Annotated in this window: 22 protein-coding genes; 19 read left to right on the top strand and 3 right to left on the bottom strand. The window is 35.5% G+C overall.

The annotated features are described in order from the left end of the window. Window positions 1–14 precede the first annotated feature (14 nt). From ACUM5Y_RS03915 to ACUM5Y_RS03885, 7 genes are all read left to right on the top strand, one after another. On the top strand, window positions 15–1,223 hold the full coding sequence (locus ACUM5Y_RS03915; protein WP_445975543.1) for a glycosyltransferase: 1,209 nt from the start codon (window positions 15–17) through the stop codon (window positions 1,221–1,223). After that, window positions 1,220–2,467, top strand: coding sequence for a sulfotransferase family 2 domain-containing protein (locus ACUM5Y_RS03910; RefSeq protein WP_445975542.1), 1,248 nt, complete (start codon window positions 1,220–1,222; stop codon window positions 2,465–2,467). Before ACUM5Y_RS03915 ends, ACUM5Y_RS03910 begins: the two co-directional genes overlap by 4 nt. Then, window positions 2,460–3,152, top strand: coding sequence for a sulfotransferase family 2 domain-containing protein (locus tag ACUM5Y_RS03905; RefSeq protein WP_445975541.1), 693 nt, complete (start codon window positions 2,460–2,462; stop codon window positions 3,150–3,152). Before ACUM5Y_RS03910 ends, ACUM5Y_RS03905 begins: the two co-directional genes overlap by 8 nt. Next, window positions 3,146–3,898 (top strand): ABC transporter permease, encoded by a 753-nt coding sequence (locus ACUM5Y_RS03900; RefSeq protein WP_445975540.1) that lies wholly within the window; start codon window positions 3,146–3,148, stop codon window positions 3,896–3,898. Before ACUM5Y_RS03905 ends, ACUM5Y_RS03900 begins: the two co-directional genes overlap by 7 nt. Then, the gene (locus ACUM5Y_RS03895; RefSeq protein ID WP_445975539.1) at window positions 3,891–4,595 is read left to right on the top strand and encodes an ABC transporter ATP-binding protein; all 705 of its coding nucleotides are present in this window, start codon (window positions 3,891–3,893) and stop codon (window positions 4,593–4,595) included. Before ACUM5Y_RS03900 ends, ACUM5Y_RS03895 begins: the two co-directional genes overlap by 8 nt. Window positions 4,596–4,850: 255 nt before the next feature. Continuing rightward, window positions 4,851–5,075: a hypothetical protein gene (locus tag ACUM5Y_RS03890; protein ID WP_445975670.1), complete on the top strand. Its 225-nt coding sequence runs from the start codon at window positions 4,851–4,853 to the stop codon at window positions 5,073–5,075. 141 nt (window positions 5,076–5,216) lie between these two features. Next, on the top strand, window positions 5,217–6,287 hold the full coding sequence (locus ACUM5Y_RS03885; RefSeq protein ID WP_445975538.1) for a glycosyltransferase family 4 protein: 1,071 nt from the start codon (window positions 5,217–5,219) through the stop codon (window positions 6,285–6,287). A gap of 122 nt (window positions 6,288–6,409) precedes the next feature. Here ACUM5Y_RS03885 and ACUM5Y_RS03880 read toward each other — a convergent pair whose 3' ends face one another. Then, window positions 6,410–6,958 (bottom strand): sugar transferase, encoded by a 549-nt coding sequence (locus tag ACUM5Y_RS03880; protein WP_445975537.1) that lies wholly within the window; start codon window positions 6,956–6,958, stop codon window positions 6,410–6,412. 14 nt (window positions 6,959–6,972) lie between these two features. Further along, a complete protein-coding gene (locus tag ACUM5Y_RS03875; protein WP_445975536.1) occupies window positions 6,973–7,884 on the bottom strand; it encodes an NAD-dependent epimerase/dehydratase family protein in 912 nt (303 codons plus the stop codon). Between the two features lie 545 nt (window positions 7,885–8,429). Between ACUM5Y_RS03875 and ACUM5Y_RS03870 the strand changes: the two genes are divergently transcribed. The 10 genes from ACUM5Y_RS03870 (at window position 8,430) to ACUM5Y_RS03825 (ending at window position 19,415) form a co-directional block, all read left to right on the top strand. Beyond that, window positions 8,430–9,851, top strand: a complete 1,422-nt coding sequence (locus ACUM5Y_RS03870) for a polysaccharide biosynthesis protein (protein ID WP_445975535.1) — start codon at window positions 8,430–8,432, stop codon at window positions 9,849–9,851. Next, window positions 9,848–10,957, top strand: coding sequence for a glycosyltransferase (locus ACUM5Y_RS03865; RefSeq protein WP_445975534.1), 1,110 nt, complete (start codon window positions 9,848–9,850; stop codon window positions 10,955–10,957). The genes ACUM5Y_RS03870 and ACUM5Y_RS03865 overlap by 4 nt, the downstream gene beginning before the upstream one ends. Before the next feature lie 68 nt (window positions 10,958–11,025). Further along, window positions 11,026–12,339 carry a tetratricopeptide repeat protein gene (locus ACUM5Y_RS03860; protein WP_445975533.1) on the top strand — a complete coding sequence of 438 codons (1,314 nt, stop codon included), beginning with the start codon at window positions 11,026–11,028 and terminating at the stop codon, window positions 12,337–12,339. 113 nt (window positions 12,340–12,452) lie between these two features. Then, entirely contained in the window at window positions 12,453–13,775 is a 1,323-nt protein-coding gene (locus tag ACUM5Y_RS03855; protein ID WP_445975532.1) for a tetratricopeptide repeat protein, read from the top strand. Window positions 13,776–13,924: 149 nt separating this feature from the next. After that, on the top strand, window positions 13,925–15,238 hold the full coding sequence (locus ACUM5Y_RS03850) for a tetratricopeptide repeat protein (RefSeq protein ID WP_445975531.1): 1,314 nt from the start codon (window positions 13,925–13,927) through the stop codon (window positions 15,236–15,238). A gap of 679 nt (window positions 15,239–15,917) precedes the next feature. Next, window positions 15,918–16,484, top strand: a complete 567-nt coding sequence (locus ACUM5Y_RS03845; protein ID WP_445975530.1) for a hypothetical protein — start codon at window positions 15,918–15,920, stop codon at window positions 16,482–16,484. 9 nt (window positions 16,485–16,493) lie between these two features. Beyond that, window positions 16,494–17,627: a hypothetical protein gene (locus ACUM5Y_RS03840; protein WP_445975529.1), complete on the top strand. Its 1,134-nt coding sequence runs from the start codon at window positions 16,494–16,496 to the stop codon at window positions 17,625–17,627. 25 nt (window positions 17,628–17,652) lie between these two features. Next, complete coding sequence (locus ACUM5Y_RS03835; RefSeq protein WP_445975528.1) at window positions 17,653–18,396, top strand: hypothetical protein; 744 nt, start codon at window positions 17,653–17,655, stop codon at window positions 18,394–18,396. Further along, entirely contained in the window at window positions 18,393–18,803 is a 411-nt protein-coding gene (locus ACUM5Y_RS03830) for a hypothetical protein (protein ID WP_445975527.1), read from the top strand. The genes ACUM5Y_RS03835 and ACUM5Y_RS03830 overlap by 4 nt, the downstream gene beginning before the upstream one ends. A gap of 36 nt (window positions 18,804–18,839) precedes the next feature. Then, a complete protein-coding gene (locus ACUM5Y_RS03825; protein ID WP_445975526.1) occupies window positions 18,840–19,415 on the top strand; it encodes a helix-turn-helix transcriptional regulator in 576 nt (191 codons plus the stop codon). 115 nt (window positions 19,416–19,530) lie between these two features. On the opposite strand, the gene bamJ is transcribed toward ACUM5Y_RS03825, so the two are convergent. Then, window positions 19,531–20,235 carry a BamJ family beta-barrel-assembly machinery protein gene (gene bamJ, locus ACUM5Y_RS03820; RefSeq protein ID WP_445975525.1) on the bottom strand — a complete coding sequence of 235 codons (705 nt, stop codon included), beginning with the start codon at window positions 20,233–20,235 and terminating at the stop codon, window positions 19,531–19,533. Window positions 20,236–21,681: 1,446 nt separating this feature from the next. Between bamJ and ACUM5Y_RS03815 the strand changes: the two genes are divergently transcribed. Both ACUM5Y_RS03815 and ACUM5Y_RS03810 read left to right on the top strand, forming a co-directional pair. Beyond that, a complete protein-coding gene (locus ACUM5Y_RS03815; protein WP_445975524.1) occupies window positions 21,682–22,950 on the top strand; it encodes an O-antigen ligase family protein in 1,269 nt (422 codons plus the stop codon). 3 nt (window positions 22,951–22,953) lie between these two features. Further along, window positions 22,954–23,754, top strand: coding sequence for a glycosyltransferase (locus ACUM5Y_RS03810; protein ID WP_445975523.1), 801 nt, complete (start codon window positions 22,954–22,956; stop codon window positions 23,752–23,754). The last annotated feature ends 69 nt before the right edge of the window (window positions 23,755–23,823 follow it).

Genomic DNA, 23,823 nt, shown 5'->3' with positions numbered 1-23,823 from the left:
AAGGAGAATTTTAAATGGATGCAAAGAAAATAGCGGTTGTTTCTAATTATTCCGAAAAATGTGGGATAGCCCAGTATACTGAAAATTTACTAAATGGGTTTAATAGACATGATCCATCAATAGCTGTAGATGTATTACAAATAGACTCACACCTAATGAAAAGTAAGAGGAAAATACATCGCAAACGGAAAGTTGATCATATTAAAGAAATTGCGGCGAAACTAAAGCAATATGACGCTGTAAATATTCAGTTTGAAAATGGTATTTTTGGTTCAAATAACTTGGAAGTGCTAAGGCATATCAACATACTTGTTTCAAGTACGGATAATGTAACAATCACAATGCATACTGTTGATTATGGAAGTGAAAATGATATTAATTCTGTTGATATAATCAAACTGGCACTAAAGTTCAAGTTTAAGGCCGCATTTGGTGGTGTATATAGAGTATTAAGGTCTGGCTTCTTAGATCAATTTATGAAGTTGATAAAAAAAACTAGTGGTGTGAAGTTAATAGTGCATACGAAGAGGGAGCAAAAAAACCTTTCAAGTTATTATGACTTTAACCAGGTTTATGTTCATCCTCTAGCCTTTACAGATAAAGAAGAGCGTGAGTCGTTGCCATTAAGGGATCATGTTCTAAAAGGGTATGGGATAAGTGATGATGATGTATGCATATCAATTTTTGGTTTTATATCAAAATATAAAGGGCATTTAACAGCATTAAAGGCGCTTTCTTTATTGCCGGATAATTATAAAATTTTGATCGTAGGGAGTCAGCACCCTGCATCAGTAAAAAAAATGAAGGAAATTGATGGATATATCGAATCGGTGATCAAACTTATAAAGACAAATGAATTGGTAGATCGGGTGGTCTTTGCTGGTAATGTCACTGATGAAAGACTCAAGGATATAATGAAACTATCTGATGTCTCAATTTTTCCTTACTTAGAAGTTGGTCAATCAGCTTCTGGGCCAGCGAGCATGCAGTTAGAGTTTGGCGGAAGGGCTATATATTCAAATGCACATGTCTTTTCAGAATTAAATAAGTTCTGTGGTAATGAAATGGTTATGTGCGATATTGGTAATTATGTTGAGCTATCTGGCCTAATTGAAAGGCTAATGTTAGAAGATGATTTAAAAGATAATACTTTTAATAAAAATCACAGTTTAAAAACAAATGTTCTTTTTTATAAAAAGGTTTTATTGGGAGATGGTCAGTGAGTGAAAAAGTTTATTTCATGCATGTTCCGAAGTGTGGTGGAACCTCAATTCATCACTTGATAGACAATAATTACGATCAAAAAGATGTTTATACTAAGGGGCTGGGGGTACTATCTAAACAAGAAAAAAATATCGATATTGATGGATTTAAGGTCTACCATGGTCATACTAATGTGATAGATCGTATTGGTGAAGAGTTTAAAACGTTCACTATTCTTAGGGATCCAAAGACGCGCTTGATATCGCAAATAAATCATTGGTTAGATTTTACAGAGAACGAAATTCACTCCGGCCCTAAAGAAAATGTTGCAATTAAATTTGAAATGCAAGAGAGAGGTGTGTCAGGTTTTTTGCAATCAAGTGATCCAAGAATTCTGAAACTCTTTAAAAATGGAATGACGAAAATGTTAATCGATTCGTCTACCGTAAAGGGCGTCAATGGGTTAAATGACCTAAGTGATGATGAATTATTGGAAAAAGCTAAATGTACATTGGATAGACTTGATTTTGTTGGTGTAATAGAAGAACTTCCGAAATCAATAGATTGTATATGTGATTTATTTTCTTGGTGTCCACCTAACAATTTAATACACTCGAATAGACGAGATTCGTCTAGACTCAAAATTGATAAAGATATGGAGTCTCAGATGGAATCTTATTTAAATGTAGATATAAAAATATATGAATATGCAATGATGAAATTTGAAAAATTCTACGGTGAATTTGAGTCAAGACAAAAACAATGGGCAAGCTCAAAATACCTAATGAATAAAAGTCTAACATTTAAATATGGTGATAGAGATCATATAGTTAGCATAGTTGATTTTGAGAAAGGTCACAAAGCAATAGGCTTTCATGAGCGAGAAGGGATTGATCTACGAAAAATTTATCGATGGGCTGGGCAATGTGATGAAAGCAAAGTCTTCTTTCCGTTACCTAAAAAAAGAGGTAAGGGGGATTTTGTTGTTGAAGTGTATTCGATAAGTAGAATGCAAGAAAAAATGTTTGACGTATGTAGGTTTTTAATGAATGGGACCTACTCCGATTCAGTTAAATTTATAGGCTCTAAAGATGGCTTAGATGTTTTTAGAGTGCGGTTTAAAAATATTCCAGATAACTATGGGGTAGGGGAGTTTACAATTTATTCACCACTGCTAATCAGTCATAATGACCTAGATCCAAATTGTCCAGATAAGAGAAAAAAATCGATCGCAATTAATAAAATTGAAGCGAAATATGAATGATAAGATAATTTTTATTCATCCCTTCAAAGTTGGAGGGACTTCGCTTATGTCGTTTATTTCTAATAATTTTGATTTTGAAGATATACTCCCGCAGGACTATTTTAACCATACATTTGAATATCTAGGACAGGAAGAATTGCTGAACGAGAGAGCTTATGTTATGGAAAAATACAAATTGATAATGGGGCATCTTAAAGGGTGGTCTGTATTCGAGAAGAATGACTATTATAAAATAAGCTTGTTACGAGATCCTGTTAAAAGAGTTATTTCTAGATATAATCACTTGAAATCCACCCCGGAACAAGATTATATTCGATCATCAGAAGCGCAAAAAAAAATGATAGATATCGTCAGATCAAATGATTTGAAGGATGTGCTTAAGTTAAGCGATGAAAATATAGATTTTAACTTTAAAGATCATCAATTCAAAATGTTATCTAGTGGTGAAAAAGATAAAAGTATAGATGAGATTATAGCCAGCTTTAATATGATTGGTGTCCTTGAAAAGATTGACGCTTTTTATACGGCTTTAGCTGATAGATTTAATTTAAATTATCAGCTAAATAACTCAGCATTAAATACAGGGAATTACTCATATCTTCTAAATCAAGAAGTTCGTGAGGAAATAGAAGAATTTAATAAAAAAGATGTTATTCTTTACAATGAGGTATGTAAGCTGTGGTAAATGAGAGAGAGATAATTAAGTTCTTAGTCTTTGCTAAGTTAAGAAGTCAATTTACCCGTACGAAATTAGGATTTTCTTGGTTATTTATTAATTGCTTCTTGCATATAGTTATCATTGGTGTGGTTTTTGGATACATATTTAGCCCAGATAATATAATTGGACATTTGAAATATTTTAGCATCAGCTACACAGTTTGGTATGTGTTTTCTTCTATGGTATCAGAGTCCTGTATGATCTGGCCCTCAAATGAAAAGTACATAAAAAACTCTGTTGTTAATTTATATGTTTTTTTGTATGCACATGTTGCTCGTTTTATATTTATTTTGTGTTTAAACTTACCTTTTCCAATTGTTTTGAATTATTATTATGGAGATATTGCTTTTTTAAATGTAGTTTATTCCGTTTTGGGTGTTATCTTGTTTTTATTTTTTGGTTTCTTACTCTCAGTTGTTTTAAGTTTTCTAAATTTGAAAGTAAGGGACTTTTCTCGTTTTATGCCTAATGTATTGCTACTGACATATCTATCAACTCCTATATTGTGGCACGTTGATAAACTGGGAGATAATCGGTGGGTTGCGGAATACAACCCAATATTTCATGTTCTTGAGTTAATAAGGGCTCCATTGCTGGATGGGGTTGTGCCTTTTGATTCATATATAGTCGTGGCTTCTATGCTGATTTTTTTAAGTATTATTAGTTACTCTCTTTACCAAATTAATAAAAGAGATATAGCTTTTTATGTGTGATGATATTTCGATTTCGTTAGAAAATGTTTCATTGTATTACCGTATCTTTGAAAAAATTGATTACAATGAGAAAAAAATGACCTCCGAACTTGGAGGGCACTTTCAGAAAAGAAAGAATAAGGTCGTTATTAAAGCGTTAGATAACGTCTCTTTTACCGTTAGAAAAGGTGAAAGGGTCGGTATCCTTGGACATAATGGCGCTGGAAAAAGTACATTGTTACGAACAATGGCTGGTATTTATCAACCTCAGGAAGGAAAGGTTTATAGAAAAGGTATTGTAAGTGCTGTTTTTGATAAAATGATGGGTATGGATCAGGAGCTTTCAGGTAAAGAAAATATATTTGGGCGTGGGGTGTTTTTAGGTCAAACCAAAAGAGAAATTCAAAATATTTACGAAGAAATAGTAAACTTCACTGGTTTGGCAGAGCATATAAATATGCCGATTAAATATTACTCCCCTGGAATGAAAGCAAGGTTAGGTTTTGCGATATCGACATCTTTTAAACCAGATATTCTTTTACTGGATGAGTGGCTTGGTGTAGGGGATGCAAGTTTCCAAGAGAAGGCCAGGGAAAGAATGAAAAACTTTGTTGAAGAGGCTGGTACAGTTGTTCTCGCTTCACATAATATGAAATTAATTGAACGAAACTGTGACAGAATAATAACTTTTTCTAAAGGCAAACTAATTGAAGCTTGATTAAGCAATATGATTTGATTTTGGATGAGGAAAAATTATTTTTATACATCGAGAAATCTTGAGGAAACTGCATTTTAACGGTTTTGGTCGAAGAGTGTAAGGGTTTGTCAATAATAAAAAGCCTGGCCATCAAGATTGAGTAAATAGATTTGAGCCTGTAAGTGATTTGCTTGATGTTAGGAGGCATCAGGGGGGGCTACATACCTAGGAAATGACCCTAAAATTGAGCTAAGGTCATTCTAAAAGTTTGCTGTAATTAGAAACCCTTTTAGTCGGTTAGTTTCTGCATACTTTTCGCCTCATCAAATTTTAAATAAAGGAAGTGATGAGTTTATAAGAGAAGAGTATATAAAGATCATAATCAAGCAAAAACTCAGAGGTTTTATTTACTTAGGGGATGAAAAGTTGGATGAGAATATGGATTTAATCATCAGATTTGCGTCTATGAATGAAGGGTTTGACGAGGAGAGAAAAAGTTAAATCTAAATCCTAACTCCCTGTGTTAAATCAGGGATGCGAAGTTATCGAGACTATTATGATGAGATTATCGCTTTAGTAATTAAAAATTTCAAAGAATAAATTGAATTTTTTAACTATAGTTTTTAAGTCTATTGGAGCTCTATGAATATAGCTATTGATGCACGCCCCCTGTCAGTTAGTTTGACAGGTATAGGGCGTTATTTAGACTGTTTACTAAAATCTTTACTAAAATTAGATACAGTAAATACTTATTATTTATTTTCAGATAGAGAGCTAGTTATTGACTACGCCGAATTTAATAATGTTGTGGTAGTTGTAGGTGGTTCAAAAGGACGCCTTTCAGGTACTCTTTTCGCTCAAGTGTTTTTTCCATGCTGGGCAATTAAATATTCAATCGATCTGTTCTGGTCACCTCGCCACCATTTGCCTCTACTCTTTATTCTTAATAAAAAGTTAAAAAAATTTGTTACTGTACATGATGTAGTCTGGATACGTTGTCCAGAAACAATGAGTAAATTGGGGTTGCTGCTTGAGCAGCTACTATTTAAACCCAGTTTACAACTAGCTCATAAGGTTTTTGTGCTCTCTAAATTTACTGAGAGTGAGCTTTTGACTTGCACTGATGTAGCGCCTGAGAAAGTTGTTAATTCTGGTTATGGGGCGATTACATTTAACTTAAACCCCAAAAAACACTATGGGGAATCAGACCCTTACCTTTTGTTTGTAGGAACGATTGAACCTAGAAAAAATATTGGCAATATACTTGAGGCCTTTTCACTGTTTAGAGTTCGTAACAAAAATATGAAGTTAATAATTGTAGGGAAAGAAGGATGGAATATTGATTTAAATAAACTTCTTGTTAAAAATTCACTAGGAAAAAATGATGTGATTGTTAAAGGTTTTGTAGAAGATGATGAGCTTAACATGCTGTATTTAGGTTGTGAGTTGCTTCTAATGCCTTCCCTATATGAGGGTTTTGGCTTTCCTGCTCTCGAAGCCTTGATGTTAGGTAAAAAAGTGGTGGTGAGTGAAAAATGTGCTATTGCTGAAATGTCTCATTATAATGCTAATGTAACAGTAACTAACACGGATTCACACTCACTACTTGAGTCTATTAATGAGGCGCTAAGTAAGCCTTTTGATTCAAGAAAAAATATCTCCCCTGCAAGCTGGGATGATGTCGCCAGAAAATTCCTTAATCAGATCAAATAGGACTCTTATTCAACTTTCGATTTTATGCACCTTTTTGTTTAAACTCAAGGATATGAAAAATCAGTAATTGACTTTAAAATTTATAGAAAAATAAGGAATATTAGAGTTCGTATAGCGCTAGTTTATTTCAGCGCATCTCCTTTACCCTTGCCAAGAAGGGTTGAATATATGTATTTAAAATACATAAATAAATTTAAGTTGTTAACTAGGGCTAAGTCTAGCTCAGTTAAACAATGAGGGGTGGACATATCTACATTGTTAATTTGTGCTAAGCCTGTTATTCCAGGTCGAACCCTAAAAATACTACTTTTACAGCGTTCTTCTATTAGCTCTATTTGGTTGGGAAGACATGGCCTAGGTCCTACTAGGCTCATATCTCCTTTTAGGACGTTAATTAATTGTGGTAGTTCGTCTAATTTAGAAGCTCTTAAGAAATGACCTAGTTTTGTTATGCTTCGACTCTCGATTAAGTGAGTGGCTATTGATGGGGTGCTAATAGGCATGCTTCGGAACTTATATAGAATGAAAACCTTCATGTCTTTACCAAGACGTTCTTGCTGAAAAATAGGGGAGCGATTCTCATGAAAACAAACCAGTATCAATATTAAGAATATCGGAGAAAGAAGAATTATTCCTAGGATCGAAAAAAAAACATCAAATACTCTAATCATTTTTACGCTCTAAATTATTTGTTCTGCTGTAAGTAATCTTGGACTGTAACTTCGATAGCTTCTTCAAAGGTAACTGGCGGGTTCCATCCCATATTTTTTGCTTCTGAAATGTCTACTGTTAAGTCTTCAAAAAGACGATTGTATATGCCTAATTTTTTGCAAAGGGAAAGTATAAAAAATATTATTCTACGAGGGGCTGGTATTAGACATATGCTCTTATTCATTTTCTCAGCTATCATTTGTAATAAATTAGAAGTGGATACATTATGATCATCGGAAATATTAAGTAATTTTGATTTTTTAGATGGTTGGCTAGCAACAAAAAAGATAAAATCTATTAAGTTACCTATATATACGAGGCTTCTCTGGTTGTTTATCGACCCTAAGGGGAGTGGAATTGGCCAACTTGCAATTTTAAGTAAAGTAAAAAAGTTCCCTTTTACGCCTGGCCCATATACCAGCGGCGATCTAATAATGATTATTTCCATATCGGTTGACATTTTTTGTAGGGATTTTTCTGCTAGATATTTGCTGTAATCATAACTGTTTTGCTTTGCCTCAGTAGAGGCAGTGGAGCTTATTAATTGAGCTTTTACAGAACTGAGAAAAATAAATTTCTTCACCCCTGCTAAAGATGCTTGTTGTGCGAGATTTAAGGTGCCGAGAAAATTAGTATTGTTAAAAGTGTTATGCATTTCTTGTTTGTCATCATCAGTTGTTGACGTTTTGGCTGCACAATGTATAACGCACTCTACTCCAGAGAAAGCACCAGTCCAGTCAGTTTCAGAGTCTATGTTAGGGGCAATAAAGTCTTCTGCATTGTTACTAAACCTCTTTACTGTCCGTACTTTTACTCCTTTCTGTTCGAAATGGCTTTCAACTCTAGAGCCTACATAGCCAGTGCCGCCTGTTAGCAAGATTTTCACACTAAGAAATCCTTGATATTGTCTTGAAATAGATACATATTTTTCCCTTGAGGGTTGGAATCAGATATAGTTACTATATCTTCATTTAACGGGCTGTGTGTTGCTTGATGTACGTATTAGTTAAAAATCTACTGAATACCAAAAGACAAAACAAACGTATAATTAGTATAGTATATGACATATTTGCAATAACTGTCTCTTTATACTTAGCAGTTTTTTTTCGACTGGGCACTACAGAATTTACTGTTGGTGTTGACGAACTTTTCAGTTGGTTGGTTACACTTTTAGTGACAATTTGTTGCTTTATTAAGTTGGGCATGTATAGAGCTGTAATCAGATATATGGTTTTTCCTGCCATTGGCCATATGTTCATCAGTGTCATGTTGTCATCGTTAGCCTTAAGTCTTTCTGGTTTTTTCTTTCAATCATTTGTCCCCCGTAGTGTGCCATTCATATACTCAGGTTTGGCTCTAATTACACTGGGTGCTCCTAGGGTTTTCTTTCGGATAATTTATTACAACCACTATAAAAGACAGAAGCCAAACGTGATTATTTATGGTGCTGGTGCGACAGGCAGGGATTTAGCCCATTCTTTGCTTCATGGGAACGAGTATCACCCAGCGGCTTTTATTGATGATTATGCGCCGAAGAGTGGTCAAATTCTAGCGGGTGTTAGGGTTTATAATTCTTGTGATTTTGCCCAGCTCCAAAAACTATATCAGCCAGTTAAACTACTTTTGGCAATTAATAATATCAACAAAGGAGAGCGTCTAAGGCTTCTTGATAAAGTTTCACATTGGCCTATAGAAGTTCAATCCGTACCATCAGTGGAAGATATCGCAGCAGGAAGGGCTGATGCAAACAAAATTAAAGATCTTGATGTTTCTGACCTGTTAGGTCGAGCACCAGTTGATCCCGACCTGGAATTGTTAAAGAAAAATATTGTTGGGAAAGTTGTACTGGTAACTGGTGCTGGCGGTTCGATAGGGTCTGAACTATGTCGTCAAATCGTACTTCAAAAGCCACATATGCTTATTTTATTTGAATTAAATGAGTTTAATTTATACCAAGTAGAGCAAGAGCTTCAAAATACTAAATTAAAACAAGGGCTTGATACAATAATAGTTGCTATGCTCGGATCGGTTCAAAGGAAAAGTGAACTTGCAAAAATCATGTCGAGCTTTAAGGTACAAACTGTGTACCACGCAGCAGCTTACAAGCATGTCCCTTTAGTTGAAAGTAACGTTGTTGGAGGAATTCGAAATAATGTTTTTGGAACATTAGCTTCTGCTGAGGCTGCTATATCTGCTGGTGTTGAGCATTTTACCCTTATTTCAACAGACAAGGCGGTTCGGCCCACGAATATAATGGGGGCCACAAAAAGGATGGCTGAGCTTGTTCTTCAGTCATTGTCCACCCAAGATCATAATACCAAATTCACAATAGTTAGATTTGGAAATGTTTTGGGCTCATCTGGGTCTGTGGTTCCTTTATTTAAGAAGCAGATAAGAGTGGGAGGACCTGTAACGGTTACTCATAAGGATATAACTCGCTATTTTATGCTCATTCCAGAGGCTGCCCAACTTGTAATACAAGCCGGAGCGTTAGGTGGTAGTGGTCAAGTTTATGTGTTGGATATGGGAGAACCAATCAAAATATTAGACTTAGCAAAGCGTATGATTCACCTATCTGGCTTGAGAGAAAAAGATGACTCAATGAATGGTGATATTGAGATTCATTACACTGGATTGAGGCAGGGTGAGAAGCTCTATGAGGAGTTGTTAATTGGTGGTGTTGTAGAGGGCACTTCCCACAAAAAAATAATGACGGCTAAAGAGTACTCTTTGGCCTGGGAGGAAATGAAAGTTTTGTTGGATGAATTAATCTTATATTGTGATGAAGGTATGGTAGAAGAAATTTTGACTCTTTTGAAAAAAACACCAACTGTTTATATGCCGAACAAATGAAAATTTTACATGTGTATAAAACTTTCTATCCAGAAACATTTGGCGGAGTAGAGCAGGTTATTAAGGCTATTTCTACGGGAATAAGGGCTAAAGGTGGAGAAAGTCGAGTTTTGGCCACAACATCAGGGAGATCTAGAGTTTTTGTTTGTGAAGGGGTTGAGCATCACCTATGCTCATCTCAAGTAGAAGTCGCATCTAATACCTTTTCTTTTGAACTTTTTATAAAGTTTAAAGAACTTTCAAATTGGGCTGACGTCATTCATTTTCACTACCCATGGCCAACAGGTGATTTACTGTCGCTTGTTTCGAATAAGAAAATGCTAGTCACTTATCACTCAGATATAGTTAAGCAAAAAATTCTAAAGTTTTTTTATCAACCATTGGAATATATTTTCTTAAATAAAGTCGACCTGATAGTTTCCACGTCACCTAATTATGCAAAAACCAGTAAAAACTTATTAAAATTTTCAGATAAAGTAGAGATAATTCCATTAGGCATAGATCATGAGTGTTACCTTTCAAAAAATAATGAGTGGGAATTAGATGATGAATTTAATTTTTTGGGGCAGGGCTATTTTCTTTTTTTAGGTGTTCTTCGGTATTACAAAGGGTTGATGTTTTTAATTGAAGCGGCTAAAGAGACTGGCGCCAGAGTTGTAATAGCTGGGGATGGCCCAATGTATGAAAAAATAAAAAATAAAATTGAAGTTGAGGAAATAAAAAATGTTATTCTTACTGGTTTTGTTGATGAAAAAACAAAGCTAAAGTTGTTGAAGAACTGTAAGGCCTTTGTATTTCCTTCCCATTTAAGATCTGAAGCGTTTGGCGTATCCTTACTTGAGGCTCAGGTTTTTAGTAAAGCAATCATTTGTTGTGATATATCCACGGGGGCTAATTATGTTAATGTTCACGGTGTTACAGGTATTTCAGTTGAACCTGGAAATTCTGCACAGTTAAGTGATGCTATTAATTTACTAGAAAGGGATGTCGGGTTATGTAAGAGTTATGGTAATAACGGATACAATCGTTTGATGTCACTCTTTACTCTTGATCGAATGGTTGGTTCGTATGACCGGCTATATGAAAAAATGATCAATAATGGCTAAACTATCTGTCTTTACTATGCCCTCTTCTAAGCGTATAAAATAAATGGAACGACTATCTAAGGATTTTTATGACAATATTATTTCCTCACTTACCTAAGACTGCAGGTCAAACTCTTGTTAAAAATATAAAGATGTATAAAAGTGTTGGTGATGATTTCTATCATTTAGCACCAAATGGACGTATTCGTGATAATTTAAATAAACAGTTGGAGTTAAATAGTTCATACAATGGTTTTGTGATTTTCGGTCATAATGTTGACGAGGGGCTGCTTTTAAAGGTTTCTGATCCAAATGTGTCTCTTCATACTTCTTTGAGATCGCCCTTAGATCGAGTGATTTCTAGTTATAACATGAAGGTCAAAGCCTTTCCTGAATTAGGTGATGATAGTAAGTTAGAAAAGTATGTAAGTAAAAGGCATTCATTTATTTGTAAGTGGTATTGTGCTCTTTTTCCTTCTTTTATTTCTAACCCTTTTGACTCTTGTGTTGATCAAGCAATATATATTTTGGAACACTTTTCTGATATTTATTTTCAAGAAAATATTGATATTGATTACGAGAGGTTTATGAATCAAATTGGCGGAAGCTTTGATGCTTCTGTGTCTAGAAATCGTGCTGGCTCAAGCTATAAGCAAGTTGCTCATAGTGAGGAATTTTCTAGTTTTAAACCCCTTTTAAATAATGACTATATTTTATATGATTATTTCAAAGGTGAAAAACATGCGAAGCGTAATGAGTTCCCTGAAATATTGTCTTATCACAAGTGGTATGACTCAATATTTAATGTGCTTCAACAGGTCAAAGGGGTTTTAAATAAGGAAGCTTTAAATCCATATAAGAAAATTGATATTGATAGATTTATAGGGACAATTAAAGAATCAACACAGGACGATTTAATATTGAGCTCTATTATAAGTGAGGACGAACCTTTCTTTAAAAATGAGTTTTTGCTGTCTATTGATGATCTTGATTCTATCGATTCAATGAATATTTTTGATATTTTTAAATATATTCCATTCAATAAAATTAAGTCAACTATAGCTAAAAGCCCATTGTCTAAAATTGTGCTTGATGCCTCAAAGTCTGAGTCTAATGAGAGTTTTTTAGATGTGGAGTCGGATGCCTGGCTGGATGTATGCTCTAGGCATCCGCTTGTTGCTTTAAAGAAGTCCCGTATTTATGAGAAAAGTGGAGACTTTATAGAGGCCGAAAAGCAACTTCTCAAATTGTGTAAGTTAGCTCCACACCAAGAACGGTCTTTTATTTCTCTTGCTAAGTTTTATAAAAAGCATGGAGACAATGAGGATAGCTTTAGGAAATGTGTTGATAAAATTTTAGATCTAGATCCTGACAACAAATGGGCTAATAAAAATATTAGGTGATTTTTTCTGATTGTCAGTCGTTATATCGTTGCATTGTGAGTTAATTTGAAACTAGATGTTTATTAACTACTTTTGTTTGTTTTCTTGTTTTTTATAATTCCCCGGGTTTATTTATGACTATTTTGTTTCCTCATTTACCTAAGACAGCAGGTCAAGCGCTTGTTGAAAATATAAAGGTTTTCAAGAATGTTGGTGTTGACTTTTATCATCTGGCCCCGAATGGTCGACTTCGTGATAATTTACAAAAGCAATTAGAGTTTAATGACTCATACGATAGCTTTTTAATTTTTGGTCATAATGTTGATGAGGGACTGCTTTTAAAGGTTTCTGATCCAAATGTGTCTCTTTACACTTCTTTGAGATCCCCCTTAGATCGAGTTATTTCTAGTTATAACATGAAGGTTAAAGCTTTTCCTGAATTAGGTCATCATAATGAACTAGAAAAATATGTAAGTAAAAGGAATTCGTATATTTGTAAATGGTATTGTGCTCTTTTTCCTTCTTTTATTTCTGATCCTTTTGATTCATGTGTTGAGCAGGCGATTTATATTTTGGAACACTTTTCAGATATCTATTTTCAAGAAAACATTGATCTTGATTATGAAAGGTTTATGAATCTAATTGGTGGAAAATTTGATGCTTCTTTGTCCAAAAATCGTGTAGGGGAAAATTATAAAGAGGTTGTTCGGAGTGCTGATTTTTCTGAGTTCAAGCGGTTTTTAAATGATGACTATGCTTTATATGAGTATTTTAAGAATAAAAATAGTGTGAAGCGCAATAGAGTTCCTGAAATATTATCTTATCATAAATGGTATGACTCAATATTGAATATCGATCAGCAATCTAAAAGGGTCGTAAGTGGTGAGCTGAATAACTTGGCGAAGGAGGGTACGATTTATAGCCGGTTAGGGGTGATTAAGGAGTCAGTAAAAGATAATCTAATACTGCATTCCATTATGAATGAAGATGAGGTTTTTTTTGAGTTTAGTTTTTTGCAGTATCTTGATGAGCTTGAATCTATTGACCCCATTGATTCTATTAATATACTTGATATTTTTAAATATATTCCATTCGATAAAATCAAGTCAACTGTAGTTAAAAATCCGTTATCTCAAATTGTTCTTGATGCCTCTAAATCTGAGAGTGCTAAGAGTTTTCTGGATGTCGAATCGGATGCCTGGCTGGATGTATGCTCTAGGCATCCGCTTGTTGCTTTAAAGAAGTCCCGTATTTATGAGAAAAATGGAGACTTTATAGAGGCCGAAAAGCAACTTCTCAAATTGTGTAAGTTAGCTCCACACCAAGAACGGTCTTTTATTTCTCTTGCTAAGTTTTATAAAAAGCATGGAGACAATGAGGATAGCTTTAGGAAATGTGTTGATAAAATTTTAGATCTAGATCCTGACAACAAATGGGCTAATAATAATATTAGGTGATTTTTCTGATTGCTAGTCGTTATATCGTTGCATGGAGTGTTATCTTGCAACTAGACGTTTTTACTACTTTTGTGTGTTTCCTTAATGTTTCATTTCATAAAAATTAAGTTTTAGCTATTTTTAATTTTTATATTATCTTGGGTGTATTTATGACAATTTTGTTTCCGCATTTGCCTAAAACAGCAGGACAAACTCTTGTAGAAAATATAAAATCCTGCAAGGGGGTTGGTGATGAGTTTTATCACCTCGCTCCAAATGGAAGGGCCCTTGATGCATTAAAAATGCAGCTAGAGTTCAAGGATTCGTACAATGATCTTATCCTTTTTGGGCATAACGTTGATGAGGGGTTGCTTTTAAAGATTTCTGATCCAGATGTTTCATTGTTTACCTCCTTGAGGTCGCCATTAGATAGGGTTATTTCTAGTTATAATATGAAGGTTAATGCTTTTCCAGAGCTGGGTAGCCATATTGAGCTGGAAAATTATGTTAAAAAAAGGCACTCGTACATTTGTAAATGGTATTGTGCTCTTTTTCCTTCTTTTATTTCAGATCCCTTTGATCCATGTGTTGATCAGGCAATTAATATTTTGGAACACTTTTCAGATGTCTATTTCCAAGAGAAAATTGATGTTGATTATGAAAGGTTTATGGCTCTAATTGGTGGAAGTTTTGACTCTTCTTTGTCTAAAAATCGATCGGGAATATCATACCCTAAAAACACTACTAGTGAAAAAAATTCATGTTATAAAAAATTTTTAAAAAATGATTTTATTCTCTATGATCATTTTTATAATAATTCTAATGTAAAAAGGATAATTCCAGATGAAGTCTACTCCTACCACAAATGGTATTTGTCGATTTTAAATAAATCTAATGCAAATGTCGCTATATATAATAATAAGAATACATCCGAATCTGATAAAGTAATTGCTTATGAAAGGTTGGAAAGTCTCAAATCATCTACTAAGCAAAGTAAAATTCTGACCTCCATTTTAAAAGACGATCACAGTTTCTTTGCTTTTGAATTCTTGGAGTGTATTGATGATCTTGAAGAGTGTGATTCTATGAATATATTTGATATCTATAAATTTATTCCGTTTGATAAAATTAAGTCAAAAATAGCTATTAGTCCATTGTCTCAGATAGTGCTTGATGCCTCTAAATCCGAGTCTGCTAAGAGTTTTTTGGATGTTGAGTCGGACGCCTGGCTGGATGTTTGTTCTAGGCACCCTCTTGTTGCTATTAACAAATCTCGGATTTATGAGTCCAATGGAGATCTAGTAGCGGCAGAGAAAGAACTTCTTAAATTGTGCCAGTTAGCCCCACACCAAGAACGCTCGTTTATTTTTCTTGCCAAATTTTATGAAAAGCATGGAGACGATGGCGGTAGGTTTAGGAAGTGTGTTGATAAAATTTTAGACCTAGATCCTGATAATAAATGGGCTAGTAATAAATTAGGTTGAATTACGTTGATTGCGATCTATTGATTGCTATTAGAGAGTTGAAACATCCAGTTAGCAGTTTTGATCATATCTTATTGCTGATGAGTAGTTAGTCCAGCTGGAAAGCAAATCACTTTTTAAGCCAGTTTAGTAGTGTCGAGTTTGTGATTTAGAGATGCAGACCAGACGTTTTAAAATGAAAAATGATACTCTAAAAAGGTTGCAGATCTATCAGTGTAAACGTATTTTAAGTCTGTGTTAATTCCTCAGCTCTAAGAGAGCTTCCTGCTAATCACTTATGTAAGTTTTCCCGTAAGTAAGAATTGTCGCTGGTAGCTTATGGTTATAGTTTTGGTCTCAGATTAATCATAGAACGAACTGTTTGGGTGGTGCGCTTTTTTTAGGTGTCATATTACCAAGTGGATACCAGTACTATGGTGTCGAATGCTTCTAGTCGCTAAGCAATGAAGTAACAAATTTATCATTTGTTACTTCTGAAAAGTAAGAACCCATCAAAACAACAGCCGCTGCTTCCGCTTAAAGCCGTAGAACTGTATTCCAAAATATAAAATCGCTGATGAGTTTGACTTATAACTCAGATGGTCATAAAAACACCATCAAATTACCCTCATTTGAGGGTATTAAAAATTCTTAAATCTTCGAATAATAGGTAAATATTATGCAGTTTTAAGGAAATAAAATGAAAAAGTTGGCTTTCTATCCTGTTGCTTCGCTGTTTTTGTTTGCTTGTTCTTCCAATGACGTCCAGGAAACTTCAATTGGTGATATTCCTGAGTGGGTTATGAGCCCAAGTATTGAAAATGGAATAGCAGTCAGTGATTGCACTATTTATTCCGGTAATCTGTCTATTGACCGCAAGCAAGCGATTGCCAATGCGCGAGTATTGTTAGCCGCAGAAATTGAATCTAAGGTTGAAAGCTTAGATGAAACTTATACGGACAAAAACCAGATCGATAACGAGTCAACTTCTGGAACATCTTTCTCAAGTGTTTCACGACAATATGTTAATCAAACTTTGAATGGCAGCCGTACCTTAAAAACCGACATTATTGATATTGATGGTCAAAACAATCTTTGTGTGATGGTCGGTATAGAAGAAGGAAGAACCAAAGAGCTATTTGATGCCATTGTTAAAGCGAGCGATAGAAAACTATCTGCTGATGATGAAGCAGTTTTGTACCAACAATTTAAAGCTCAGCAAGCTAGAGAGCGACTTGATGCTGCAGGTGCTCGTTTTAATGGATGATTTTAACGCATGATAACAATATGCCGGTTGCTCTTTAGTTTTATTGTTTTTTTAACTTTTCAAAGCTCTGTTTCTGCAGCGGATACTTTGGCGACTTACAAGCAAGCTGTGGATATTGCTGACAGTCGAGTGGAGGGGGCCAAGCAAAGCGTTATTGACGAGTCCAACGCTTTAAGTCGTGTTAAGAGTATAAGTGAGAACCTCAGTAGAGAATATGACGATGCAAAGAGCGAGTATCAACGACTTATTAGCTTTGATGCGGAAAATCCAGGCTCGGTAAGTTTTGAGCAGCTTTCTGCAAAGCGAGCAGAGAATAGTCGTGCATATCTTGCTTATCAAGAGTCACTTGGAGAGGTTACACGGGCTGAGGCTCAGCTAGCAGAATCTGCTCGAGCGTTAAGACAATCTGAGATTGACCTTAACACTGCTATCTCAGCATTGAAGAGTGCTGGAATCGAAGAAGTGGAGCGTAGGGTAAGTCAACAAAAAGATGCTTTTGAAAGGCGTCAGGTTGTTGAAGTTAGCTTAGATTATTTTTGTACCGAAAATGAAACCTTCAAAACTTGCCGACAAGCGGCTATTCAAAAAGCAGATAGAGAAGCCATCGAAAAAGGTGCGGTAGTAACAATTAGCTCCACCACAGAAATACGTAATTTTCAAATTTCATCTGACAGTACGACAAGTGAAGTGAATGGCAAGATTATTGATAGACAAAATGTATTGATGTCCCCTGTTATGGGCGGTGAGTATGGTGGTATACATTATGAAATGCGCGCAACGGTTCAAGCATATCTGCCAGACTCAATGTTACAAGGTTTCCGAAGTGAAATAGCGCTTGAGGTTTATGGAAGACATATCAATTACTTTTCACGACAAGATTCAAGTGAAGGCGTCTCCTCTGATAATGATTATTTAGCTGAAATTGAGCGTGAACACCAAGCTAGATTAGCAGAGGCTAAACGTTTGGAAGCTGAGGCTAAACGCTTGGAAGCTGAAGCAAGAGCTAAAGCGGAAGAAGAAAGAAGGTTAGCTGAGCTAGAAAAACGGCAAGCTGAAGAAAGGGCTGCGCAGGCCTTGCGCTATAAAGAGCAACAAGAGCGACTGTTAAAGAAAAAAATTCGAGCTCCAGCAATTGTTTTCTAAGTATTAATTAATATAAGGAATGTTTATGAATACGAAACTTAAAAGCTTACTTCTGATAAGTGCTTGTTTTCCTGTAATGTCTTATGCAGGGACCAGTTCCCTCACTGTGGGTTTAGGTAAAACAAATTTCGAATTGAATATACCAACACGTACAAACTCTAATTTCACGTCTAGTGACTGGACTGATTTGAGTCTAACTTTTGTCGGTGTTAGTGACGACGGTATTTTTTTTAGTGCTGACTATCGAGTAGCGCAGAGCGCAGAGCATACAACTTTCACCGATGATTTAGGTGAAAAAGCGCCTTCTGATTTAGATGATACTAGGTTAGGAATATCTGTTGGTGGGGAAAACTTTTATGTTGGCTACTTACAATACAGTACAGACATCTTGGCTCCTGACACCCGAACTTCTGGTGCAGGCTCTGTAACCTATGACTTGCAAGGGTTCACAGCTGGTCTAAAATTCCAGACACCTCTGGGTACACAAGGCCATGTCTTCCAGTACGGTTTTGGTGGATTGATGGCTGATGCGGAATTGTCACAGGCTTATATCAATAGTACGTACACCTATGATGTAGACTACGATAGCACGTTTGGTTATTTTTATGGCTTTGGTCTTGCTGGTCCTCTAGGTACATCTGGCTTGGCTTATTCAGTTAAGTATGAAGTTCAGAAAATTAATTTTGATGCTATTTACGATAATGATGCCGTCGAATTAGAAGATGAACGTTCTCGTTTGAGTGCTAGTTTAACTTACGTGTTCCTATGATCAGATATTGTATTTGTTTCTTCGCACTTTTGTTGGTTGCCTGTAATAGCCAGCCAACAAAAGACAATGAGGTCGTAAAACCAACTCTTCCTGACTGGGTAACTTCCCCACCTAATACGGGAGAGTTGGCAGTAGCGATCGTTCCGAAACAGTCTGATCCTGAACAGCAGTTGAGGGTTGCTATTCTTGAAGCCAAAGCTCAGCTAGCTAAGAATCGTTCAGTGCAAGTGAGTAACGAGCTTGAAACGGTCTCGAGTAGAAATGGGTCAAATATACACTCAAGTTATATCTCAGATCGTGGTGTGCACAAGTCGTTATTAATCACAAATTTCTCCGATGCTAAAGTAATTGATGAATATCATGCTGAGAATGGTGACTTATATATCTTATATGGGTTCTCACAATAATATTCATAGAAACACTAATAAGGATGTAGTGCTGTGGTGGCTCAATTCGAACAGGGTGATGCATTAAAGGCTGAAGCGATTGTAGAAACCTTGCCTTTACCAGCGATCATTTTATCGGATTCATTCCATGTTATTTACAGCAATAATTTAGCTAAGACGTTTTTAGCCGAACAATCAGACCTCCTAATTGACAATAATTCATTAGTTTTACATTCATCTGAAGACATAGTTTCGCTCGAAGCTACTATCGCTTTAAAGCAAAGCAAAGAAATCCTAATCAAAAGGAAAGATGGCGGCCCTGCGTGGGTATGTCATGTTTCACCCTTATCTCAGAGTCATGAGGATGGTGAGTTATCTTTATTGGAGGTTTTGAATTATGTTCAAAATAAAATACCCTCCGAAAAAATGATCATGGAGTTCTACAATATATCTTCAGCGGAAGCAAAGCTATGTGTTCATTTGCTGGAAGGGCTCTCATTAAAATGTATTGCGAATAAAACCAATAAAAGTGAACTTACCCTGAGAACTTATCTTAAACAGATTTATCAAAAAACAGGCTTTAAGCGTCAAGGTGAGTTGATTAGTAATATTCTGATTACTTTTCTACGCTAGTTCCCTAACATCGCTAGATTGTGTGTGAAATTAGTTTTGAATCATAAAGATTAAAACATAAAAAAACGGCCGATATTTTCATATCGGCCGTTTTTGTTTATGCGATTAGCTAAGCTTATTCAGCTGCCTCTGCTTTTTCGATCTCATGCAGTTCTACCACAAACTTCAATGGTGAGTTTGGCGGGATAGGGCCTGTGCCGCCAGGGCCGTAGGCAAGATCAGACGGGATGTATAGCTCGTATTTAGAGCCAACAGACATCAGTTGTAGGCCTTCAGTCCAACCAGGAATCACTTGGTTTAGTGGGAAGGTAATAGACTCACCGCGTTGGTAAGAGCTGTCAAACACTGTGCCGTCAACAAGGGAGCCTTCGTAATCCACTTTTACGGTATCGGTAGCGCTGGGCTTGTCACCAGAACCTTCGGTGATGACTTTATACATTAGGCCAGATTCAGTTTTCATCACGCCGTCTTCGGCTTCTTTTTCGCTCAACCAGGCGTTGGCCTTTTCAGCTTGTTCTTTAGCAAGTTTTTCTTGCTCAGCTTGTGCCGCTGCGGCTTGCTCTTGTTGGTAAGCTTGAATGGTGCTTGAAACTTCTTCTAGGGTCATTTGACCTTCTTCACCAGAGAAAGAATCTTTGAAGCCTGCAACGAAGGTTTCCATGTCTAGGTCAGAAAAATCTTGCGCCATGCGAGAACCAAACATGGTGCCGATACTGTAGCCAAGTTTCTGTTCTTTGCTGTCTAGCGTTACTGATGAATCGTCCGCGTGCGCTAAAGAAACTGAAGACATTACTAGCGCCGCAATAAGAGTTTTTTTCATAAAAAGCGTTCCATTCGTTTATTGATTTATCATTTTGGCTTTAAAAAAGCGCTCGAGATAAGGTTTGATTTCACGATGCTTTAGTAAGCATTAATTAGGATGAAAACAAAGTAGAAACAAGGATATACGTTTTGTACTTTGCTCAATTCAGATCCGTTGATACTGTTCTAACATATTGCGGGTTGTTTATGCCAACTTTATGTTAAAAGCTTATCAAAGCGACCCCTTCACCTGCACACTTTGTTTGAGTTCCAATAGATTGAAAAGTTCAACAAAGTACAAAACGTGACGTCATCATAGACCCAGTATTTAGCGCTCAGCAAAGGCTTTTACACAATGATTACGGTGTTTATCAAAGGACATTCTTTTACCGTTGGGATTTACAAAAACATGACGGTTGGGAGATGACTCTATCAGTAATGCTTTCAGGGTTGTAACAACTAAGAGTTCTCGTAATCCAAATTCAGGAAGTTCAGCATTAAAAGGGTACGCTATACCAATAGCTAGATTATCACAATTTTAAAGTAGGCCGAAACCTGGGCCTCTGTTTCAGAGCTTAGGAGTAAACAAGGTATGAGAGGGGTATCATTTGATAGATGGTGTGGCGAATATGGAGGTGCGGGATGCTACTGTGAATAAAAAGTGTGTTTTCATTTGGTTTGTTCAGTGTTTTCGGTCAGTGAAACAGCTGTCGGAATCGTTGAAGGAGCCCGTAAGACCAAATCCAATTTGATCAATGTCGTTAATGTAAGTCCAAACGGCAGATTTGCGTGAATACCGATTGCATAATGAAATTGATAATTTAAAAGTGAGAAAGGCGGTAAAAGTCAGCTTTTCCTTACTGACATACGGAGTCATTCGCGCCCTAGGTCAACTGCTAGGGTGATGGGAGGTGTAACCAATATGATTTTGTGAACTGGGTCATAAGTAAGTACTTGTTTGATATGCTTAAAGACTTAAGGCTATGTAGTTGAATGGTTATGGTTTAATAATCATGAAAATCGCATACAGACCATGGAGGTAAGTTGTCTTTAATTGGTGCTTATCTCTACCATTGACACCTATAATTATGAATTTTATCTGCATGCCTACAAAGATTGCTGTGCCTTTGTTACTAACTATGTAGTATTATGTTGTTCATCTTTAAGTGATCTTAAACCTCAGGCTTAGATGAAGCGTTAAAGGTGTAATCAGAGGCTATTTGTTCTTCACCTTTTTTGGTGTTTGGGGCGTTTATTGAGTGATATTGCTAGCATTTTATAATGCTTTAGTTTAAATGAGTGTGTTGTGATAGTGTGAGTGGAGTTCTTTTCGGTACCTAGTTACGCTTTCAGGAGTTAATATATAATATAGAGTTTATTGTTTTTTTTTTGAAGCATTTGACTGAATAATAAAAGTGGTCAATGTTATTTTTAAATGTAATTAGGTTTGAAGGTTTTAGATAGAATGAATTTGCTTTTTAATATTGAGGGCCAGGGCAGAGGGAGGGTAGAAAAAACTGGTTTTTTTTTATTGTGCTCTTTTTTTATTTTTTCTTTTATATCTAAGCCATTGATAAATATGACAGGGTTTATTTTGATTTCTCTGTCGATTTTTTATGTGGTTGCTTGTGATAGGGGTTTTTTTAAAAAAAATAAATATGTTCTACTTTTTTTGATTCCATACGTGTTAGGTTTTTTGTTTTCATTTTTATCGACGTCAGGAGCAGAGAGTGCGCTAGAGTTTTTAAACCGGTTTAAGTTTATGCTGCTCGTAGTCCCTTTGGCAGCCTTTGTAAAAAGCAAAAAACAATTAAAGATCGTTTACGCGATGTTTTTTTTGTCTGCAATGTTTAGCATTCTTTATGGTGTATTGGATAAGCAAACCTATGGAGGTTTTCATGGTTTTCATAAGATTGGTCGAACAGCTGATATGATGCTGATCGCATGTTTATCTAGTTTAACTTTTTTTGTTTATGATAAAAAAAATATTTTAATTAAAGTCTCTTTATTCTTGCTTGTTGGGATATTTGGTTGGGCAATATTAATGAGTGAAATAAGAGGTACTTGGTTAGGGCTGTTTGTAGGTTTTTTAATTATGTGGTTTTTTTTGCTGTTCTCAAAAGAAAAACTTCTCGCCATTAAAATATTGATCCTTTCTTTTTCAGTAATGCTTTTAATTTATATTTCAAATGCTGGAGGAATGAAAGATAATATCGGGAGGATTGGTGAACAAATAAAGTCAATATCAGCCACTGAGAATAATGAATCTAATGAAACTAGGATTCAGCTTTGGAAATCAGGTTTCGAGTTTTCTAAGGAGCAGTTCCTTTTTGGTGTTGGTGCAAAGCGAGCTGAAGAGCCATTTAAGAAATTTTTTTACAGTAAAGAAATCGACTATCAAGATAAATATAGTTATGCGATTAGATATCCAAACGAATTTCATAATAGCTACCTTCAAATTTTAATTGAAGCTGGCGCATTATTTCTCATTATGTTTATGATTGGTGTTTTTTTAGTAATATTTTTCTCATTTAAACGTATTAGATTGTCAGATGAAGGAAGCAAGAAATATTTGGTTTCTGCAATGGTGTCTTCGATTGCATTTATGGTTGCTCAATTTTTTCACAATGATCTTTACTCGTATGGTAGCACTGTATTTTACTTGGCTCTATTTAGTGCTTGTTTTATTATTAATCAACCCCTCGTATCATCTAGTCCTAATAAAAAAGGTTGAACAGTGAAAAAAGATTTTAAGGTTTCTTTAATTGTCGCGGTATATAAAAGAGTTGATTTTCTAACGCTTGTATCTAAATCTATTGAAATGCAAACTTTTAGAAATTTTGAGATTATCATTGCTGAGGATGATAGGTCGCCAGAGGTTAATGATTTTGTTCTTGACTGGAAAACTAAAACTTCTTTATCTATCAAACATATAAATCAAGATGATGATGGTTTTAGGAAAAATAAAATATTGAACGAAGCGTTGAGGGTGTCCAGTGGCGAATACACTGTTTTTATTGATGGTGATTGTATTCTTCATAAGGATTTTATCAAGGATCATGTGAAACTTTCTTCCCCGAGTGTTTGTAACTTTGGTCGAAGAGTGATGCTTACACAAAAAACAACAGAAAGTTTAATCGAAACTAACGACTTCAAGCTGCTTTCGCTATATAGACTTATATTGGCAAAAACTAGGCACCTTGAGTGTGCTGTGCACCTGCCATTCCTTATATCTCATAGGAAAACAGGTATGCTTGGATGTAATTTTAGTGTTTTACGAAAAAATCTTATTGATATTAATGGATTTGATGAAGACTTTGAGACCCCTTTATTCGGTGAGGATACGGATATAGAAAGGCGGCTACGTTTAAATAATATTAAGCTTAAATGCACGAAATTTCATACAATTCAGTATCATTTGCATCATCCGCTGAAAGATAGAAGTAGAGCTTGGGAGATTAGCGGAGAGCTTTATGATCAAAAAGTTAAGGAGGGAAAGATAATTTGTAATAATGGTTATAATAAAATAACTGATTAATTATTTCCTCCCGCATTTGTAGATCCCCCCTTTAGGGGAAAAGGTGCCTGAATTAAAGCCCTAGGCAAT

The sequence above is a fragment of the Marinomonas dokdonensis genome, assembly GCF_052747885.1.
Note: the sequence above shows the minus strand (reverse complement) of the source record. Positions and strands in the feature narration are given on the sequence as shown.

Coding starts and splice junctions, on each gene's coding strand:
- ACUM5Y_RS03915 (WP_445975543.1), top strand. CDS start 15: ATGGATGCAAAGAAAATAGCGGTTGTTTCTAATTATTCCGAAAAATGT.
- ACUM5Y_RS03905 (WP_445975541.1), top strand. CDS start 2,460: ATGAATGATAAGATAATTTTTATTCATCCCTTCAAAGTTGGAGGGACT.
- ACUM5Y_RS03895 (WP_445975539.1), top strand. CDS start 3,891: ATGTGTGATGATATTTCGATTTCGTTAGAAAATGTTTCATTGTATTAC.
- ACUM5Y_RS03885 (WP_445975538.1), top strand. CDS start 5,217: ATGAATATAGCTATTGATGCACGCCCCCTGTCAGTTAGTTTGACAGGT.
- ACUM5Y_RS03880 (WP_445975537.1), bottom strand. CDS start 6,958: ATGATTAGAGTATTTGATGTTTTTTTTTCGATCCTAGGAATAATTCTT.
- ACUM5Y_RS03865 (WP_445975534.1), top strand. CDS start 9,848: ATGAAAATTTTACATGTGTATAAAACTTTCTATCCAGAAACATTTGGC.
- ACUM5Y_RS03860 (WP_445975533.1), top strand. CDS start 11,026: ATGACAATATTATTTCCTCACTTACCTAAGACTGCAGGTCAAACTCTT.
- ACUM5Y_RS03855 (WP_445975532.1), top strand. CDS start 12,453: ATGACTATTTTGTTTCCTCATTTACCTAAGACAGCAGGTCAAGCGCTT.
- ACUM5Y_RS03850 (WP_445975531.1), top strand. CDS start 13,925: ATGACAATTTTGTTTCCGCATTTGCCTAAAACAGCAGGACAAACTCTT.
- ACUM5Y_RS03845 (WP_445975530.1), top strand. CDS start 15,918: ATGAAAAAGTTGGCTTTCTATCCTGTTGCTTCGCTGTTTTTGTTTGCT.
- ACUM5Y_RS03840 (WP_445975529.1), top strand. CDS start 16,494: ATGATAACAATATGCCGGTTGCTCTTTAGTTTTATTGTTTTTTTAACT.
- ACUM5Y_RS03835 (WP_445975528.1), top strand. CDS start 17,653: ATGAATACGAAACTTAAAAGCTTACTTCTGATAAGTGCTTGTTTTCCT.
- ACUM5Y_RS03830 (WP_445975527.1), top strand. CDS start 18,393: ATGATCAGATATTGTATTTGTTTCTTCGCACTTTTGTTGGTTGCCTGT.
- bamJ (WP_445975525.1), bottom strand. CDS start 20,235: ATGAAAAAAACTCTTATTGCGGCGCTAGTAATGTCTTCAGTTTCTTTA.
- ACUM5Y_RS03815 (WP_445975524.1), top strand. CDS start 21,682: ATGAATTTGCTTTTTAATATTGAGGGCCAGGGCAGAGGGAGGGTAGAA.